Source organism: Winogradskyella pacifica, from assembly GCF_003386275.1.
In the GTDB taxonomy this organism is placed as follows: Bacteria; Bacteroidota; Bacteroidia; order Flavobacteriales; family Flavobacteriaceae; genus Winogradskyella; species Winogradskyella pacifica.
On record NZ_QREI01000004.1, the window covers coordinates 82,763 to 100,365 of the forward strand.

At 34.3% G+C, this 17,603-nt stretch carries 14 protein-coding genes and 5 tRNA genes; 17 read left to right on the forward strand and 2 right to left on the reverse strand.

Annotation, left to right across the window (positions count from 1 at the left end; translation table 11 throughout):
* Positions 1-81: 81 nt before the first annotated feature.
* The 17 genes from DFQ09_RS09860 (at position 82) to DFQ09_RS09940 (ending at position 15,212) form a co-directional block, all read left to right on the forward strand.
* Positions 82-972, forward strand: coding sequence for a tyrosine-type recombinase/integrase (locus DFQ09_RS09860; RefSeq protein ID WP_115809883.1), 891 nt, complete (start codon positions 82-84; stop codon positions 970-972).
* 72 nt (positions 973-1,044) lie between these two features.
* A complete protein-coding gene (gene hpf / locus DFQ09_RS09865; protein WP_092469053.1) occupies positions 1,045-1,347 on the forward strand; it encodes a ribosome hibernation-promoting factor, HPF/YfiA family in 303 nt (100 codons plus the stop codon).
* A gap of 111 nt (positions 1,348-1,458) precedes the next feature.
* Positions 1,459-1,532 (forward strand) — tRNA-Thr (locus DFQ09_RS09870).
* A gap of 65 nt (positions 1,533-1,597) precedes the next feature.
* Positions 1,598-1,679 (forward strand) — tRNA-Tyr (locus DFQ09_RS09875).
* A gap of 148 nt (positions 1,680-1,827) precedes the next feature.
* Positions 1,828-1,900, forward strand: a tRNA-Gly gene (locus tag DFQ09_RS09880).
* A 70-nt stretch (positions 1,901-1,970) separates the two neighbouring features.
* Positions 1,971-2,042, forward strand: a tRNA-Thr gene (locus DFQ09_RS09885).
* Positions 2,043-2,112: 70 nt separating this feature from the next.
* Positions 2,113-3,300: an elongation factor Tu gene (tuf, locus tag DFQ09_RS09890; RefSeq protein WP_115809885.1), complete on the forward strand. Its 1,188-nt coding sequence runs from the start codon at positions 2,113-2,115 to the stop codon at positions 3,298-3,300.
* Between the two features lie 63 nt (positions 3,301-3,363).
* A tRNA-Trp gene (locus DFQ09_RS09895) sits at positions 3,364-3,436 on the forward strand.
* Between the two features lie 52 nt (positions 3,437-3,488).
* Positions 3,489-3,683, forward strand: coding sequence for a preprotein translocase subunit SecE (secE, locus tag DFQ09_RS09900; RefSeq protein ID WP_020896663.1), 195 nt, complete (start codon positions 3,489-3,491; stop codon positions 3,681-3,683).
* 20 nt (positions 3,684-3,703) lie between these two features.
* Positions 3,704-4,249 carry a transcription termination/antitermination protein NusG gene (gene nusG / locus DFQ09_RS09905; protein WP_092469059.1) on the forward strand — a complete coding sequence of 182 codons (546 nt, stop codon included), beginning with the start codon at positions 3,704-3,706 and terminating at the stop codon, positions 4,247-4,249.
* Positions 4,250-4,314: 65 nt separating this feature from the next.
* Positions 4,315-4,755: a 50S ribosomal protein L11 gene (gene rplK / locus DFQ09_RS09910; RefSeq protein ID WP_020896666.1), complete on the forward strand. Its 441-nt coding sequence runs from the start codon at positions 4,315-4,317 to the stop codon at positions 4,753-4,755.
* A gap of 10 nt (positions 4,756-4,765) precedes the next feature.
* On the forward strand, positions 4,766-5,455 hold the full coding sequence (gene rplA, locus DFQ09_RS09915) for a 50S ribosomal protein L1 (protein ID WP_115809887.1): 690 nt from the start codon (positions 4,766-4,768) through the stop codon (positions 5,453-5,455).
* A 19-nt stretch (positions 5,456-5,474) separates the two neighbouring features.
* On the forward strand, positions 5,475-5,996 hold the full coding sequence (gene rplJ / locus DFQ09_RS09920; RefSeq protein WP_020896668.1) for a 50S ribosomal protein L10: 522 nt from the start codon (positions 5,475-5,477) through the stop codon (positions 5,994-5,996).
* 59 nt (positions 5,997-6,055) lie between these two features.
* On the forward strand, positions 6,056-6,427 hold the full coding sequence (gene rplL, locus DFQ09_RS09925) for a 50S ribosomal protein L7/L12 (RefSeq protein WP_115809889.1): 372 nt from the start codon (positions 6,056-6,058) through the stop codon (positions 6,425-6,427).
* 121 nt (positions 6,428-6,548) lie between these two features.
* On the forward strand, positions 6,549-10,361 hold the full coding sequence (gene rpoB / locus DFQ09_RS09930; protein ID WP_115809891.1) for a DNA-directed RNA polymerase subunit beta: 3,813 nt from the start codon (positions 6,549-6,551) through the stop codon (positions 10,359-10,361).
* Positions 10,362-10,405: 44 nt separating this feature from the next.
* Positions 10,406-14,707, forward strand: a complete 4,302-nt coding sequence (rpoC, locus tag DFQ09_RS09935) for a DNA-directed RNA polymerase subunit beta' (RefSeq protein ID WP_115809893.1) — start codon at positions 10,406-10,408, stop codon at positions 14,705-14,707.
* A gap of 181 nt (positions 14,708-14,888) precedes the next feature.
* A complete protein-coding gene (locus DFQ09_RS09940; RefSeq protein ID WP_020896672.1) occupies positions 14,889-15,212 on the forward strand; it encodes a DUF3467 domain-containing protein in 324 nt (107 codons plus the stop codon).
* Positions 15,213-15,402: 190 nt separating this feature from the next.
* On the opposite strand, the gene DFQ09_RS09945 is transcribed toward DFQ09_RS09940, so the two are convergent.
* Positions 15,403-15,633, reverse strand: a complete 231-nt coding sequence (locus DFQ09_RS09945; protein ID WP_115809895.1) for a (4Fe-4S)-binding protein — start codon at positions 15,631-15,633, stop codon at positions 15,403-15,405.
* A gap of 140 nt (positions 15,634-15,773) precedes the next feature.
* Positions 15,774-17,363 carry a peptide chain release factor 3 gene (locus DFQ09_RS09950; RefSeq protein WP_115809897.1) on the reverse strand — a complete coding sequence of 530 codons (1,590 nt, stop codon included), beginning with the start codon at positions 17,361-17,363 and terminating at the stop codon, positions 15,774-15,776.
* Between the last annotated feature and the right edge of the window lie 240 nt (positions 17,364-17,603).

A 17,603-nucleotide genomic window follows, 5' to 3' on the forward strand; every position in this document is an offset into this window, starting at 1 on the left:
CCTATGTGTAGGATTTTTTTTGTTCGTACTCAATATTAGTTGAAGTTAATAGTTATATTTAAAATTCATCAAACAAATTTAATGAGTCTAAAATCGTTTTCAGATTATTTATTATTAGAAAAGGCATATTCTAAGCACACAGTATTGGCTTATACACGAGATGTTGAAAATTTTCAAGATTTTTTAAACAAGTATCACGATTCACAAAATGTAGCTCAAGTAGGTTATTCTGAATTACGACAATGGATTGTTGCTTTGGTAGATCGTAAAATTACTAACCGAACGATTAACAGAAAAGTATCATCACTAAATACGTATTATAAATTCTTACTAAAGACAGAAGATATTGATGTCAACCCTTTAAAAAAGCATAAAGCTTTAAAAGTAGGGAAGAAGGTTCAATTGCCGTTTTCTGAACAAGAATTAAAATTGGTGTTAGAAGATGCTATTAATATCGATGATTTTGAAAGTGCAAGAAATCAATTAATCATAGAGTTATTTTATGCAACAGGAATCAGACGTATCGAACTCGTAAATTTAAAGTTATCAGATATCGATAGTGGCAATCATCAAATTAAGGTAATTGGTAAACGCAATAAAGAACGTTACATTCCTTTAATTGATTCCATAACTAAATCATTAAAGTGCTATTTAAAATATAGAAGCGAATTGATTAGTATAGAAGATGGGGAGGTTTTGTTTTTAACAAAAAAAGGTCTTAAAATTTACGAAAAGCTTGTTTACAGAATAATAAATAAGTATTTTAGTATGGCATCTACGAAAGCAAAATGCAGCCCTCACGTATTAAGACATTCGTTTGCAACGCACTTACTAAACCAAGGTGCAGATTTAAATGCAATAAAGGAACTTCTTGGACATACAAGTTTGGCAGCAACTCAAGTGTATACACACAATAGTATTGCCGAATTAAAAAAAGTACACACCAAGGCACATCCACGAAATCAAAGTTAGGTTCAACTAACTTTTACAAATCCGTGTTAGATCAAATCATCTAACGCTTATGTTTAATTTAAAATAAACTAAATGAAAGTAAACACTCAATCCGTAAATTTTACAGCAGATAGCAAGTTAATAGAGTTCATTCAAAAACGAATGGATAAGCTAGATATGTTCTATGATAAAATAATTCAATCCGATGTATATCTTAAAGTTGAAAATACAAGCGATAAAGAGAATAAGATCTTTGAGGTTAAGCTTAGTGTACCTGGTGATAGCTTCGTAGTAAAGAAACAATGTAAATCTTTTGAGGAAGGTGCAGATGCCGCAATTGCCTCATTAGGAAGGCAAATCAAAAAGCGAAAAGAAAAATTAAGAGCACATAGTTGAATTTTTTTTAAAAAATGTTTTGAATAGTAAAATAAAGTCTTACATTTGCAGTCCGTTAGAAATAGCGGACTTTTTTACACTCTAATTTAGATGGTAAATAAGTAACAAAAAGCCGATGTAGCTCAGCTGGCTAGAGCAGCTGATTTGTAATCAGCAGGTCGTGGGTTCGAGTCCCTCCATCGGCTCTTTAAGAGTTTCGTTTTTAATAAAACAAACACTTAACGTTTTTGAAATATTGAAATTAAGTTTTGGGGAGATACTCAAGCGGCCAACGAGGGCAGACTGTAAATCTGCTGACTACGTCTTCGCAGGTTCGAATCCTGCTCTCCCCACAAATATTTTTCGCAATTAGTTAATAAAAGTTATACCTTTGCAAAACTAAATGTCGAAAATTATTTAGATTAATTAATCAAAGCGCCTAGCGAAGTGATTGATTTTGAAATATTGAAACCATTAATTAAGTAAGATTAATTAAGAAATGCGAGAGTAGCTCAGTTGGTAGAGCGTCAGCCTTCCAAGCTGAATGTCGCCGGTTCGAACCCGGTCTCTCGCTCAAAATTTGCGAATTAAGACGCGTGATTTTCACTTCGTAAATCTAACCAATCGGTAATCGTAAATGAAATGCCGGTGTAGCTCAGGGGTAGAGCGTTTCCTTGGTAAGGAAGAGGTCACGAGTTCAATTCTCGTCATTGGCTCTTTTTTCTAAGACACATTTAGAATAACAATTGAACACTAATAATATAATAAGATTAAAATAAATTAAACATGGCAAAGGCAACTTTCGATCGTTCAAAACCGCACTTAAACATAGGTACTATTGGACACGTAGATCACGGTAAAACAACTTTAACTGCTGCTATTACTAAAGTATTAGCTGATGCAGGTTATTCTGAAGCAAGATCATTTGATCAAATTGATAATGCACCAGAAGAAAAAGAAAGAGGTATTACAATTAATACTTCACACGTAGAATATGCAACAGCAAATCGTCATTACGCTCACGTTGACTGTCCAGGTCACGCGGATTACGTAAAGAACATGGTTACTGGTGCTGCTCAAATGGATGGTGCTATTTTAGTTGTTGCTGCAACAGATGGACCTATGCCACAAACACGTGAGCATATCTTACTTGGTCGTCAGGTAGGTATTCCTCGTATGGTTGTATTCATGAATAAAGTGGATATGGTTGATGATGAAGAATTATTAGAATTAGTAGAAATGGAAATTAGAGATTTATTATCATTCTATCAGTATGATGGTGATAATGGACCTGTAGTTGCTGGTTCTGCTTTAGGTGCACTTAACGGTGAGCAAAAATGGGTAGATAGTGTATTAGAGTTGATGAATCAAGTTGATGCTTGGATTGAAGAGCCTACTCGTGACATGGATAAGCCTTTCTTAATGCCTATTGAAGATGTATTCTCAATTACAGGTCGTGGAACTGTTGCTACAGGTCGTATCGAAACTGGTGTTGGTAATACAGGTGATCCAGTTGAGATTATCGGTATGGGTGCTGAGAAATTAACATCTACAATTACAGGTATTGAAATGTTCCGTCAAATATTAGATAGAGGTGAAGCTGGTGATAATGCTGGTATCTTATTAAGAGGTATTGAGAAGTCTCAAATCTCTAGAGGTATGGTTATTTGTAAGCCAGGTTCTGTAACACCACACGCTAAATTTAAAGCTGAGGTTTACGTTCTTAAAAAAGAAGAAGGTGGTCGTCATACACCATTCCATAATAACTACCGTCCACAGTTTTACGTTCGTACAACGGATGTAACTGGAAACATTGCGCTTCCTGATGGAGTTGAAATGGTAATGCCAGGTGATAACTTAACTATTACTGTTGAGTTAATTCAACCAATTGCAATGAACGTAGGTTTACGTTTCGCTATCCGTGAAGGTGGTAGAACAGTTGGTGCTGGTCAGGTTACTGAAATTTTAGAGTAAACATTACAGTTAAAATAATTAATTAAGGTGTCTCGATATTTCGGGACGCCTTGATTATTGTTTACGGGTTTAGCTCAGTTGGTAGAGCACTGGTCTCCAAAACCAGGTGTCGTGAGTTCGAGTCTCTCAACCCGTGCAAAAAGTATAAATGGATTATTTTTTTAATCCTTAATAAAAGTAATAATCAAATGGCAGGATTAATAACGTACGTAAAAGAATCGTTTGGAGAGTTAAAGAACAATGTGTCTTGGACACCTTGGCCTGAAGCTCAAAAATTAACAGTGATTGTTGCTGTGTTTTCAATTATTTTTTCATTAGCCATTTGGGGAGTTGATACTGTTTTTAGTAGAGCAGTAAAAGCTTATTTTGAAATGATTCACTAACAATTATACAAGAAGAGAGTATGTCTGATAAAAAATGGTATGTTGTTAGAGCGGTAAGCGGTCAAGAAAACAAAATCAAAACTTATATTGAAAATGAAATTTCAAGATTAGGTTTAGAAGATTTTGTAGATCAAGTTTTAGTCCCAACCGAAAAAGTAATTCAAATACGTAACGGAAAAAAAATTAACAAAGAGAAGGTTTATTTTCCAGGTTACATTATGGTTCAAGCCAATTTAAGTGGTGAGATTCCTCATATTATTAAATCGATTACCAACGTTATCGGTTTTCTAGGAGAAACAAAAGGTGGTGATCCTGTGCCATTAAGACAATCTGAAGTAAATAGAATGTTAGGTAAAGTAGATGAGTTGTCTGTAGAAGCAGATGCTAATGTCGCAATTCCATTTACAAAAGGTGAAACTGTAAAAGTTATCGATGGTCCATTTAATGGTTTTGATGGTACAATCGAGAAGATTAATGAAGAAAAGCGTAAGCTTGAGGTAATGGTTAAGATTTTTGGAAGAAAAACACCATTAGAGTTAAGTTATATGCAAGTAGAAAAAGTTTAATAATTGTTACATAAAGAGCGTGTTATCTATGCTTCCAATATAGATAGGCGTATAAAAATTAAAAAATGGCAAAAGAAATAGACAAAGTAGTTAAGCTACAAGTTCGGGGAGGTGCTGCGAATCCATCGCCACCGGTAGGACCCGCTTTAGGTGCCGCTGGAGTTAATATCATGGAGTTCTGTAAGCAGTTTAATGCTAGAACACAAGATAAACAAGGTAAAGTTTTACCTGTGGCAATCTCTGTTTACAAAGACAAATCATTTGACTTCGTAATCAAGACTCCACCAGCAGCAGTACAATTATTAGAAGCGGCCAAAGTAAAGAAAGGATCAGGAGAACCAAACCGACGTAAAGTAGCAAAAGTAACTTGGGATCAAGTAAAAGCGATTGCTGAAGACAAAATGGTAGATTTAAATGCCTTTGAAATCGGATCAGCTATGAAAATGGTTGCCGGTACAGCAAGATCGATGGGTATCACTGTTAAAGGAGGAGAAGCTCCAAACTAAATTTTTAGAAATGGCAAGATTAACAAAGAAGCAAAAAGAAGCAAGAGGAAAGGTTGATAATAACAAGATTTACTCTTTAGAAGAAGCTTCAGCTTTACTGAAAGAAATTACATACACAAAGTTTGATGCTTCTATCGATTTAGCAATCAGATTAGGTGTAGATCCACGTAAAGCCAATCAAATGGTACGTGGGGTAGTTTCATTACCACACGGTACAGGTAAAGACATGAAGGTTCTTGCACTTGTAACTCCAGATAAAGAAGAAGAGGCTAAAGCAGCTGGCGCGGATTATGTTGGGTTAGATGAATACTTACAGAAAATTAAAGATGGTTGGACAGATGTTGACGTTATCGTTACTATGCCAAGCATTATGGGTAAGTTAGGACCATTAGGTAGAGTATTAGGACCAAGAGGTCTTATGCCTAACCCTAAGACAGGAACAGTAACTATGGATGTAGCTAAAGCAGTTGCAGAAGTAAAAGCTGGTAAGATAGATTTTAAAGTAGATAAAACAGGTATTGTACATGCACCAATTGGTAAAGCATCGTTTGATACTGATAAAATTATTGGGAATGCTCAAGAATTATTATCTACAATTATGAAGTTAAAACCAACTGCCTCAAAGGGTGTTTATGTAAAGAGCATTTATATGTCTAGTACAATGAGCCCAAGTATTGCAGTTGATACAAAAATAGGATAGTAGTTAAACTTAGAATATTATGACAAGAGAAGAAAAATCCCAAGTAATTGAAGAGTTGACTGCTCAATTAGCAGATAATTCAAATATCTATTTAACAGATATTTCGGGATTAAATGCTGTAGCAACTTCAAACTTAAGAAGAGCATGTTTCAAAGCTAACATCAAATTAGCAGTTGTAAAGAATACACTTTTAGAGAAAGCAATGGAAGCATCGGATAGAGAATTCGGTGACTTACCTACAACTTTGAAAGGAAATACATCAGTAATGTATTCTGAAACAGGTAACGGTCCAGCTAAAGTAATTAAAGAATTCCGTAAAAAATCTGAAAAGCCTTTATTAAAAGGAGCTTTTATAGAGGAGACGGTTTACATTGGCGATGATTTATTAGATACTTTAGTTGATATTAAGTCTAGAGAAGAACTTATTGGCGAAATAGTTGGCTTATTACAGTCTCCTGCTAAGAACGTTATCTCAGCACTTAAATCAAGTGGAGGAACTATTGCAGGTATCGTTAAAACATTATCCGAAAGAGAAGGATAATTTTAGTATTACACACATAGAAAATTATATTATAACACACATTATTAAACAATAGAAAAATGGCAGATTTAAAAGATTTCGCAGAACAATTAGTTAACTTAACAGTAAAAGAAGTTAATGAATTAGCAACAATATTAAAAGATGAGTACGGTATCGAGCCTGCTGCTGCTGCAGTAGCTATGGCTGGTCCAGCTGCAGGTGCAGAAGCTGCTGAAGAGCAAACTGAATTTGATGTTATCTTAAAAGCAGCAGGTGCTTCTAAGTTAGCTGTAGTAAAATTAGTTAAAGAATTAACTGGTTTAGGTTTAAAAGAAGCTAAAGGATTAGTTGATGATGCACCAAGTCCAATCAAGGAAGGTGTAACAAAAGACGAAGCAGAAGCTTTAAAAACTCAATTAGAAGAGGCAGGAGCTGAAGTTGAGCTTAAATAAGCTTACTCATTCAACAATACAAGGTTTAGGTCTGGAGTCGTACTCTAAGACCTAAACCCTTTTGTGTATATAAACGTTATATACATTTTTAGTTTTTATTTTAATAAAATCTCGTTCATCAATGTTAGCAAAAAAGGCTGAAAGAATTAATTTCTCTTCTATTGTAAATAGGACAGATTACCCAGACTTTTTGGATATCCAAATTAAATCCTTCCAGGATTTTTTCCAATTAGAAACAAAGTCAGAAGAAAGAGGTACAGAAGGTTTATACAACACCTTCATGGAGAACTTCCCAATCACAGACACGCGTAATCAATTCGTACTAGAATTTTTAGATTACTTTATCGATCCACCTAGATATTCTATAGAAGAATGTATTGAAAGAGGATTAACATACAGTGTGCCTTTAAAAGCAAGATTGAAATTATATTGTACAGATCCAGAACATGAGGATTTCGAAACAATAGTTCAAGATGTGTATTTAGGTACTATTCCTTACATGACTCCGAGTGGTACATTTTGTATTAACGGTGCAGAGCGTGTTGTAGTTTCTCAATTGCATAGATCACCTGGTGTATTCTTTAGCCAGTCTTTCCATGCTAATGGAACAAAATTATATTCTGCTAGAGTTATTCCTTTTAAAGGATCTTGGATAGAATTTGCCACAGATATCAATCAAGTAATGTATGCTTATATTGATAGAAAGAAAAAATTACCAGTTACAACGCTTTTCCGTGCTATCGGATTTGAGCGTGATAAAGATATTTTAGAAATTTTTGATCTTGCAGAAGAAGTAAAAGTTTCTAAATCTGGTTTAAAGAAAGTTATCGGTCGTAAATTAGCTGCTCGTGTATTGAATACATGGCATGAGGATTTCGTTGATGAAGATACAGGTGAAGTTGTATCTATTGAGCGTAACGAAATTGTACTAGATCGTGATACAATTATAGACAAAGACAATATTGAAGAAATTCTTGAAGCAGACGTAAAAACGATTCTTTTACATAAAGAAAGTGCGCAACAAGGAGATTACGCAATTATTCATAATACATTACAGAAAGATCCAACAAACTCTGAAAAAGAAGCTGTTGAACATATTTACCGTCAACTACGTAATGCTGAGCCGCCAGATGAGGAAACAGCACGTGGTATCATTGACAAATTATTCTTCTCTGACCAACGTTACTCTTTAGGTGAAGTAGGTCGTTATAGAATGAATAAAAAGTTACAGTTAGATATCGGAATGGACAAGCAAGTTTTGACCAAATTAGATATTATAACTATTATAAAATACTTAATTGAGCTTATCAATTCTAAAGCAGAGATTGATGATATTGACCACTTATCTAACCGTCGTGTACGTACAGTAGGTGAGCAGTTATCTTCTCAGTTTGGTGTTGGTCTAGCACGTATGGCACGTACTATTCGTGAACGTATGAATGTTCGTGATAATGAAGTGTTTACTCCAATAGATTTAATTAATGCTAAGACTTTATCGTCTGTTATTAATTCTTTCTTTGGTACAAATCAGTTATCTCAATTTATGGATCAAACAAATCCTCTTGCAGAGATTACGCATAAGCGTCGTCTTTCAGCATTAGGACCAGGTGGTTTATCTAGAGAAAGAGCAGGTTTCGAAGTACGTGATGTTCATTATACACACTACGGACGTTTATGTCCTATTGAAACACCAGAAGGACCAAACATTGGTTTAATTTCTTCTTTATCTTGTTTCGCGAAAGTGAACGCTATGGGATTCATTGAAACTCCATATCGTAAAGTTGAAGACGGTGTTGTTGATATTAAAAATACGCCGGTATATCTTAGTGCTGAAGAGGAAGAAGATATGCTAATTGCACAAGCAACTATTAAGGTTGATGATAATGGTAAAATATTAGCAGATAAAATTATCTCTCGTCAAGAAGGTGATTTCCCTGTTATTGAGCCAACAAGCGTTAACTATACTGATGTTGCACCTAACCAAATTGCATCGATTTCAGCATCTTTAATTCCATTCTTGGAACATGATGATGCCAACCGTGCATTGATGGGATCTAACATGATGCGTCAGGCTGTACCATTATTACGTCCTGAAGCACCAATTGTAGGTACTGGTTTAGAGCGTCAAGTAGCATCAGATTCAAGAGTATTAATTAATGCAGAAGGAGCTGGTACTGTAGAGTATGTAGATGCTCAGAAAGTTACTATTAGATACGAACGTACTGAAGAAGCTGCAATGGTTAGCTTTGAGAGTGATACTAAAACGTATCCATTAGTAAAATTCAGAAAAACCAATCAAGGTACATCAATCAACTTAAAGCCAATCGTTGAGAAAGGAGATAAAGTTGAAAAAGGACAAGTACTTTGTGAAGGTTATGCAACTGAAAATGGAGAATTAGCACTTGGTAGAAATATGAAAGTAGCCTTTATGCCTTGGAAAGGGTATAACTTTGAGGATGCAATTGTAATTTCTGAAAAAGTAGTTAGAGAAGATGTATTTACATCTATTCATATTGATGAATATTCTTTAGAAGTTAGAGATACAAAATTAGGAAATGAAGAGTTAACTAATGATATTCCTAATGTTTCTGAAGAAGCAACTAAAGATTTAGATGAAAATGGTATGATTCGCATTGGTGCGGAAATCAAGCCAGGTGATATCTTAATTGGTAAAATTACACCTAAAGGGGAGTCAGATCCTACACCAGAAGAAAAACTTTTAAGAGCTATCTTCGGTGATAAAGCAGGTGATGTTAAAGATGCATCTTTAAAAGCATCTCCATCGCTTCATGGTGTAGTTATTGATAAAAAATTATTTGCCAGAGCCGTTAAAGATAAACGTAAGAGAGCTCAAGATAAAGAAGATATCGAAAAGCTAGAAGATGTTTACGATAACAGATTCGATGATCTTAAAAATGTTCTTGTTGATAAATTATTCAACATCGTTAATGGTAAGACAGCTCAAGGTATCTATAACGATTTAGGAGAAGAAATTATTCCTAAAGGTAAGAAGTATACATTAAAAATGTTAAATGCTGTAGATGACTATACGCACTTAACATCTGGAAAATGGACTACTGATGACCATACAAACGAACTTGTTGCAGATTTAATCCATAATTACAAGATTAAGGAAAATGATCTTCAAGGATCTTTAAGACGTGAGAAATTTACAATCTCTGTTGGTGATGAATTACCTGCAGGTATCATTAAGTTAGCTAAAGTTTATATTGCTAAAAAGCGTAAACTAAAAGTTGGTGATAAAATGGCAGGTCGTCACGGTAACAAAGGTATTGTTGCTCGTATCGTTCGTCAAGAAGATATGCCTTTCTTAGAAGATGGAACTCCAGTTGATATTGTATTAAATCCACTTGGTGTACCTTCTCGTATGAACATTGGTCAGATTTATGAAACCGTTTTAGGTTGGGCAGGTAAAGATTTAGGAAAGAAGTATGCAACTCCAATTTTTGATGGTGCAACTTTAGATCAAATTAATGCTTATACAGATGAAGCTGGTATTCCAAGATTTGGTCATACCTATCTTTATGATGGTGGAACAGGTGATCGTTTTGATCAACCAGCAACAGTTGGTGTGATTTATATGATTAAGCTTGGTCACATGATTGATGATAAAATGCACGCACGTTCTATCGGACCGTACTCATTAATTACACAACAACCATTAGGTGGTAAAGCACAATTTGGTGGTCAGCGTTTTGGTGAGATGGAAGTTTGGGCACTTGAGGCATATGGAGCATCAAGCACACTACGTGAGATCCTTACTGTAAAATCAGATGATGTTATTGGTAGAGCTAAAACTTACGAAGCAATCGTTAAGGGAGAGCCAATGCCAGAACCAGGACTTCCAGAATCGTTCAACGTACTTATGCACGAATTGAAAGGTTTAGGATTAGATATTAGATTAGAAGAATAATGTAAGGGCAACTTTCGAGTTGCCCATACATAACAAAAAATAACATGGCAAGAAGACAAGATAAAAATACAGTGCAGAAATTTAACAAAATTTCTATTGGTTTAGCGTCACCTGAGTCTGTTTTAGGAGCGTCTCGTGGTGAGGTATTAAAGCCAGAAACTATTAATTATCGAACACACAAACCAGAAAGAGATGGTTTGTTCTGTGAGCGTATTTTTGGTCCTGTGAAGGATTTTGAATGTGCTTGTGGTAAATATAAAAGAATTCGTTACAAAGGAATTGTTTGTGACCGTTGTGGTGTAGAAGTAACAGAAAAGAAAGTACGTAGAGATAGAGTAGGACACATTAATTTAGTGGTACCTGTTGCACATATCTGGTATTTCCGGTCGTTACCAAATAAAATAGGATACCTTCTTGGATTACCATCTAAGAAATTAGATATGATTATCTATTATGAGCGTTACGTGGTTATTCAACCAGGTGTTGCCATGAATGCAGAAGGTGAGCCAGTTCAAAAAATGGATTTCTTAACTGAAGAAGAATATCTAAATATTTTAGAATCTCTTGAAAAAGAAAACCAATACTTAGACGATACAGATCCTAACAAATTCATCGCTAAGATGGGTGCTGAGTGTCTTATCGATTTATTAGCACGTATTGATCTAGATCAGTTATCTTACGATTTAAGACATAAAGCTAATAATGAAACATCTAAGCAACGTAAAACTGAAGCTTTAAAACGTTTACAAGTAGTTGAAGCGTTTAGAGATTCAAACTTAAACAGAGAAAACAGACCAGAATGGATGATCATGAAGGCTGTACCTGTAATTCCACCAGAATTAAGACCTTTAGTGCCTTTAGATGGTGGTCGTTTTGCGACTTCAGATTTAAATGACTTATACCGTCGTGTAATTATCCGTAACAACCGTCTTAAGAGATTAGTTGAGATAAAAGCACCAGAAGTCATTTTGCGTAATGAAAAACGTATGTTACAAGAATCTGTAGATTCATTGTTTGATAACACACGTAAATCATCTGCAGTAAAAACAGATTCTAACAGACCATTAAAATCATTATCAGATTCACTTAAAGGTAAGCAAGGACGTTTCCGTCAAAACTTACTAGGTAAGCGTGTTGATTATTCTGCACGTTCTGTAATTGTTGTTGGACCAGAATTGAGATTATTCGAATGTGGTTTACCAAAAGATATGGCTGCTGAGCTTTACAAGCCTTTTGTTATTAGAAAACTAATTGAAAGAGGAATTGTAAAAACTGTAAAATCTGCAAAGAAAATTATAGATAGAAAAGAACCTGTAGTTTGGGATATTTTAGAGAATGTTTTAAAAGGACATCCAGTACTTTTAAACCGTGCTCCTACGTTACACAGACTTGGTATACAAGCATTCCAACCAAAACTTATTGAAGGTAAAGCGATTCAGTTACACCCATTAGTGTGTACTGCTTTTAACGCCGATTTCGATGGTGATCAGATGGCTGTGCATTTACCATTAGGACCAGAAGCTATTTTAGAATGTCAACTTTTAATGTTGGCTTCACATAATATATTGAACCCTGCAAATGGTTCTCCAGTAACTGTACCTTCTCAGGATATGGTACTTGGTTTATATTATATGACTAAGTTGCGTGTAACTGATGAAACCTATACTGTAAAAGGTGAAGGTTTAACATTCTATTCTCCAGATGAAGTAAATATTGCTTACAATGAGAGAAAAGTTGATTTAAATGCTGGAATTAAAGTAAGAACAAAAGACTTTAATGAAGAAGGTGAGTTAACAACTCAAATTATAGAAACAACTGTAGGTCGTGTACTTTTTAACGAACATGTACCTGAAGCTGCTGGTTATATAAATGAGGTATTAACAAAAAAATCATTAAGAGAAATTATTCACGGTATTCTTAAGAAGACAAGTGTACCTGAAACGGCTGATTTCTTAGATGCAATTAAAACTCAAGGTTATAAGTTTGCATTCCAAGGTGGATTATCATTTAGTTTAGGTGATATTATTATTCCAAAGGAGAAGCAAGGTATGATTGATGCTGCTAACAAGCAGGTTGATGGTATTATGGGTAACTATAACATGGGACTTATTACTAACAACGAACGTTATAACCAAGTTATTGATATTTGGACGTCTACAAATGCTGAATTGACTGAATTGTCAATGAAACGTATTAGAGAAGATCAACAAGGATTTAACTCGGTATTTATGATGCTTGATTCTGGTGCAAGGGGTTCTAAAGAACAAATTCGACAGTTAACAGGTATGCGTGGATTAATGGCTAAGCCTAAAAAATCTACAGCAGCTGGTGGAGAAATTATTGAAAATCCAATTCTTTCTAACTTTAAGGAAGGACTTTCAATTTTAGAATACTTTATTTCTACTCACGGTGCACGTAAAGGTCTTGCCGATACGGCTCTTAAAACGGCCGATGCAGGTTACTTAACACGTCGTTTGGTAGATGTTTCTCAAGATGTCATTGTTTACGAAGAAGATTGTGGCACATTAAGAGGTATTGAAGTTTCAGCACTTAAGAAGAACGAAGAAATCGTTGAAAGCTTAGAAAATAGAATCGTTGGTAGAACTTCTCTTAACGATGTATATAATCCATTAACTGAAGAGTTATTAGTGGAAGCAGGTGGTCATATTAATGATGCTATTGCTAAGAAAATTGGAAATTCTCCAATTGATGCTATAGAAGTGCGTTCTGCATTAACTTGTGAAGCTAAGAAAGGAATCTGTGTTAAATGTTACGGACGTAACCTTGCTACTGGTAAACTAGTACAAAGAGGTGAAGCTGTTGGTGTTGTAGCTGCTCAATCTATTGGGGAACCAGGAACACAGTTAACATTACGTACATTCCACGTAGGTGGTATTGCAGGTAACATTTCTGAAGAGAATAAATTAACTGTAAAGTTTGATGGTATTGCTGAGATTGAAGATTTAAAAACAGTTAAATCAAAAGATAAAGAAGGTAAAGAGGTTGATGTTGTTATCTCAAGAACTTCAGAATTGAAATTAGTAGATGCTAAGACGGGAATCGTCCTTAGTACAAATAATATACCTTATGGTTCTTTCATCTATGTGAACAGTGGAAGCAAACTTAAGAGAGGTGATGTAATTTGTGAATGGGATCCATATAATGGTGTTATTATTTCAGAATTTGCTGGTAAAGTGAAGTATGAAAACATCGAACAAGGGGTTACATATCAAGTTGAAATTGATGAACAAACAGGTTTCCAAGAGAAAGTTATTTCTGAATCTAGAAACAAGAAGTTGATTCCAACGTTATTGATTGAAGATTCTAAAGGTGAAACTATTCGTTCTTACAACTTACCAGTTGGCGCTCACATTATGATCGATGACGGTGAGAAAATTGATATCGGTAAAATTTTAGTTAAGATTCCTCGTAAATCATCTAAAGCTGGTGATATTACAGGTGGTCTTCCTCGTGTAACAGAATTGTTTGAAGCACGTAACCCTTCTAATCCTGCTGTAGTAAGTGCGATTGATGGTGTTGTTTCATTCGGTAAAATTAAACGTGGTAACCGTGAAATCATAATCGAGTCTAAATTAGGTGAGGTTAAGAAATACTTAGTGAAGTTATCTAGTCAAATTCTTGTACAAGAAAATGATTATGTAAAAGCTGGTATGCCTTTATCTGATGGTTCAATTACACCAAATGATATTCTTAACATTAAAGGCCCATCTGCGGTTCAACAATACTTAGTAAATGAAGTACAAGAAGTATATCGTTTACAAGGTGTGAAGATTAATGATAAGCACTTCGAAGTTGTAGTAAGACAAATGATGCGTAAAGTTAGAATCATTGATTCTGGTGATACTATTTTCTTAGAGAACCAATTAGTTCATAAATCAGATTTCATTGAAGAAAATGATAAAATTTTCGGAATGAAAGTGGTTGAGGATGCTGGTGATTCAGAGAACTTGAAATCAGGTCAGATTGTAACCGTAAGAGATTTAAGAGATGAAAACTCTAGCTTACGTAGAGAAGATAAAAATCTTGTAACAGCGAGAGATGTTAGTCCTGCAACTGCAACTCCAATCTTACAAGGTATTACAAGAGCTTCACTACAAACTAAGTCGTTTATATCTGCAGCATCGTTCCAAGAAACTACTAAGGTTCTTAACGAAGCCGCTGTAAATGGTAAAGTTGATTCGCTTGAAGGACTTAAAGAAAATGTAATTGTTGGTCATAGAATTCCAGCAGGTACAGGTGTTAGAGATTACGAAAACATCATTGTAGGTTCTAGAGAAGAGTTTAATGAAATGATGAAGGCTAAAGAAGAAATGAACTTCAACTAGTAGTTGTCATTCCTATGAGATCTAAGATTAAGAATTCATTAATTTCGAATAACTAATTAATGATTGAAATAGGAATCTAAATAACAAAAAGCCTTCAAGCATTTATTTGCATGAAGGCTTTTTAATTTAAATAAATATAAACAAGGTTTTCAATTACTTGGAAGCAAAAAATAATTTTATAATGGCAGACGAAAAAAACAATCCTAATAACAAAAAAGGACAGATTAATATAGAGCTAGACGAGAAAATAGCGGAAGGGACGTATTCTAACTTGGCAATAATTAATCACTCAGTATCAGAATTTGTGGTAGATTTTGTAAGCATTATGCCTGGTACTCCAAAGAGTAAAGTAAAGTCTCGGATTATCTTAACGCCACAGCACGCGAAACGTTTATTAAAAGCCTTAGGTGAAAATGTAACACGTTTTGAAAAAGCACATGGTGAAATTAAGGATTACGAGCAACCACCAATTCCCCTAAACTTTGGGCCAACTGGTCAAGCTTAATGTTTCATTATGTTAGTTGCTTTATGAGGCAACTCATAACCGCTTATCAGAGGACTTCTAATACATTTATATTTGAGTAAAAGATTAGATTTAATAGAAACTGATATATGTCTTAAGTCATATATAGACATAAAAAAACCTTTGAATTACGCATTCAAAGGTTTATTGTTGTTTGATTAATTCTTAAAATTTAGGCTACTTCCTTTTGATTTAAGTGATATTTTAAAGCTCCAGAAGGGCATTTATTGATCTGATTAATAATGACATCAGTTTGTGCCCCTTCGAGATCAATCCAAGGAATTACAGAACTTCTAAATACATTAGATAATTGTTTTGCACATAATTCAGCATTTGTACAACAGCGAGGTGCATAGGTTACAGTAATCTCATTGTTACTGAAAACGTTTTCGTTAGTATCCATAATAAGTAGATTAGTTTGGGGTTAATCTCAATTTTAAGCGATAAATAGTTAGTAAACCTAATTGAAACAATAGCTAAAAGCAAAAATCTTCGATAAAATACGTGTTATTTTAACATTTTAAAAAGACCTTACCATTGGTTTTATTCAAATTCAGAGGTCATGTGGAATGTTATACTTGGGTATTTTTGTTGCGTCATTTGTAAAGAAAACATAGAGTCTGCTAAGAACACCAATTGATTTTGCTTATCTCTAGCTAAGAAACGCTGTTTTACACGCAAGAACTCTTTAAATTCAGCACTTTTTTTATCCTTAGTTTCAACCCAACACGCTTTATGTACATTCAAGTTTTCATAGGTACATTTTGCGCCATATTCATGTTCTAGTCGGTATTGGATAACTTCATATTGTAAGGCTCCAACAGTACCAATTACTTTTCTACCATTTAAATCTAAAGTAAATAATTGTGCAACTCCTTCATCCATCAACTGATCTATACCTTTATAGAGTTGTTTGGCTTTCATCGGATCTGCGTTATTGATGTATCTAAAATGTTCTGGAGAGAAGCTTGGCACACCTTTATAGTTTAATAGTTCTCCTTCAGTTAATGTATCTCCTATTTTAAAACTTCCGGTATCTTGTAAGCCCACAATGTCACCAGGATAAGAAATATCAACAATCTCTTTCTTTTCCGCGAAAAAGGCATTCGGACTAGAAAACTTCATTTTCTTATTAAGTCGTACATGCAGATAAGGTGTATTACGTTTAAACTCACCTGAAACAATTTTAATAAATGCTAATCGGTTTCTGTGATTAGGATCCATGTTGGCATGAATCTTAAAAACAAATCCACTAAACCGATCTTCATCAGGTTTAACTAAGCGTTCTTCACTATTTTTTGATCTCGGTTTTGGTGCAATGTCAACAAAACAATCTAATAATTCTCTAACTCCAAAATTATTTAAGGCAGAACCAAAGAAAACAGGCTGTTGCTTACCACTTAAATAGTCTTCTTTATTGAAATGAGGATAAATTCCATCTACTAACTCTATTTCCTCTCTTAATGTATTAGCAGCTTTTTCTCCTACAAGTTTATCCAATTCTGGTGATGATAAATCTGAAATTTCAATAGTTTCTTCAATATCTTTTCGATTATCTCCAGAAAATAGATTGATATTTTTTTCCCAGATGTTGTAGATTCCTTTAAAGTCGTAACCCATTCCAATAGGAAAACTTAGCGGCACAACTTTTAATCCAAGTTTTTGTTCAATTTCATCTAATAGATCAAAGGCATCTTTACCTTCTCTATCCATTTTATTAATGAAAACAATCATTGGGATGTTACGCATTCTACAAACTTCAACCAATTTTTCGGTCTGCTCTTCAACACCTTTGGCGACATCGATTACAACGATAACACTATCTACAGCGGTTAAAGTTCTAAAGGTATCCTCAGCAAAATCTTTGTGACCAGGCGTATCTAGAATATTAATTTTTATACCATTATATTCAAAGGCTAAAACAGAAGTGGCTACCGAGATTCCACGCTGACGTTCAATTTCCATAAAGTCACTTGTAGCTCCTTTCTTTATTTTATTACTTTTTACAGCACCAGCCTCTTGTATGGCTCCACCAAATAACAAAAGTTTTTCTGTTAAGGTCGTTTTACCAGCATCTGGATGCGAAATGATTCCAAAGGTTCGTCGTCTGTTTATTTCTTTTAAAAAGCTCATAGGTATTATTAAAAATCGAGTGCAAATATAGGAGTATAAAAAGATAAATTATAGAACCATAATAATTATAAGTTATTAAAATAAATATTCATCTTTTAAAGATGTACAAAGACTATTTTATTCAACGGTAAAAGATAACGGATTCTTACAAGTAAAATGTTGTTTTTGTTGAGATTAGTTGTTTTCTGTAGCCGGTATTTTACAATACTACGTGCTTAGTGTTAAAAAAAAACGTATTTC

Bases quoted from the DNA above. Each gene is read 5' to 3' on its own strand.
- DFQ09_RS09950 (WP_115809897.1), bottom strand. From the start codon at position 17,363: ATGAGCTTTTTAAAAGAAATAAACAGACGACGAACCTTTGGAATCATT.
- DFQ09_RS09940 (WP_020896672.1), top strand. From the start codon at position 14,889: ATGGCAGACGAAAAAAACAATCCTAATAACAAAAAAGGACAGATTAAT.
- nusG (WP_092469059.1), top strand. From the start codon at position 3,704: ATGTCTGATAAAAAATGGTATGTTGTTAGAGCGGTAAGCGGTCAAGAA.
- rplA (WP_115809887.1), top strand. From the start codon at position 4,766: ATGGCAAGATTAACAAAGAAGCAAAAAGAAGCAAGAGGAAAGGTTGAT.
- DFQ09_RS09860 (WP_115809883.1), top strand. From the start codon at position 82: ATGAGTCTAAAATCGTTTTCAGATTATTTATTATTAGAAAAGGCATAT.
- hpf (WP_092469053.1), top strand. From the start codon at position 1,045: ATGAAAGTAAACACTCAATCCGTAAATTTTACAGCAGATAGCAAGTTA.
- rplK (WP_020896666.1), top strand. From the start codon at position 4,315: ATGGCAAAAGAAATAGACAAAGTAGTTAAGCTACAAGTTCGGGGAGGT.
- rpoC (WP_115809893.1), top strand. From the start codon at position 10,406: ATGGCAAGAAGACAAGATAAAAATACAGTGCAGAAATTTAACAAAATT.
- tuf (WP_115809885.1), top strand. From the start codon at position 2,113: ATGGCAAAGGCAACTTTCGATCGTTCAAAACCGCACTTAAACATAGGT.
- secE (WP_020896663.1), top strand. From the start codon at position 3,489: ATGGCAGGATTAATAACGTACGTAAAAGAATCGTTTGGAGAGTTAAAG.
- rpoB (WP_115809891.1), top strand. From the start codon at position 6,549: ATGTTAGCAAAAAAGGCTGAAAGAATTAATTTCTCTTCTATTGTAAAT.
- rplL (WP_115809889.1), top strand. From the start codon at position 6,056: ATGGCAGATTTAAAAGATTTCGCAGAACAATTAGTTAACTTAACAGTA.
- rplJ (WP_020896668.1), top strand. From the start codon at position 5,475: ATGACAAGAGAAGAAAAATCCCAAGTAATTGAAGAGTTGACTGCTCAA.
- DFQ09_RS09945 (WP_115809895.1), bottom strand. From the start codon at position 15,633: ATGGATACTAACGAAAACGTTTTCAGTAACAATGAGATTACTGTAACC.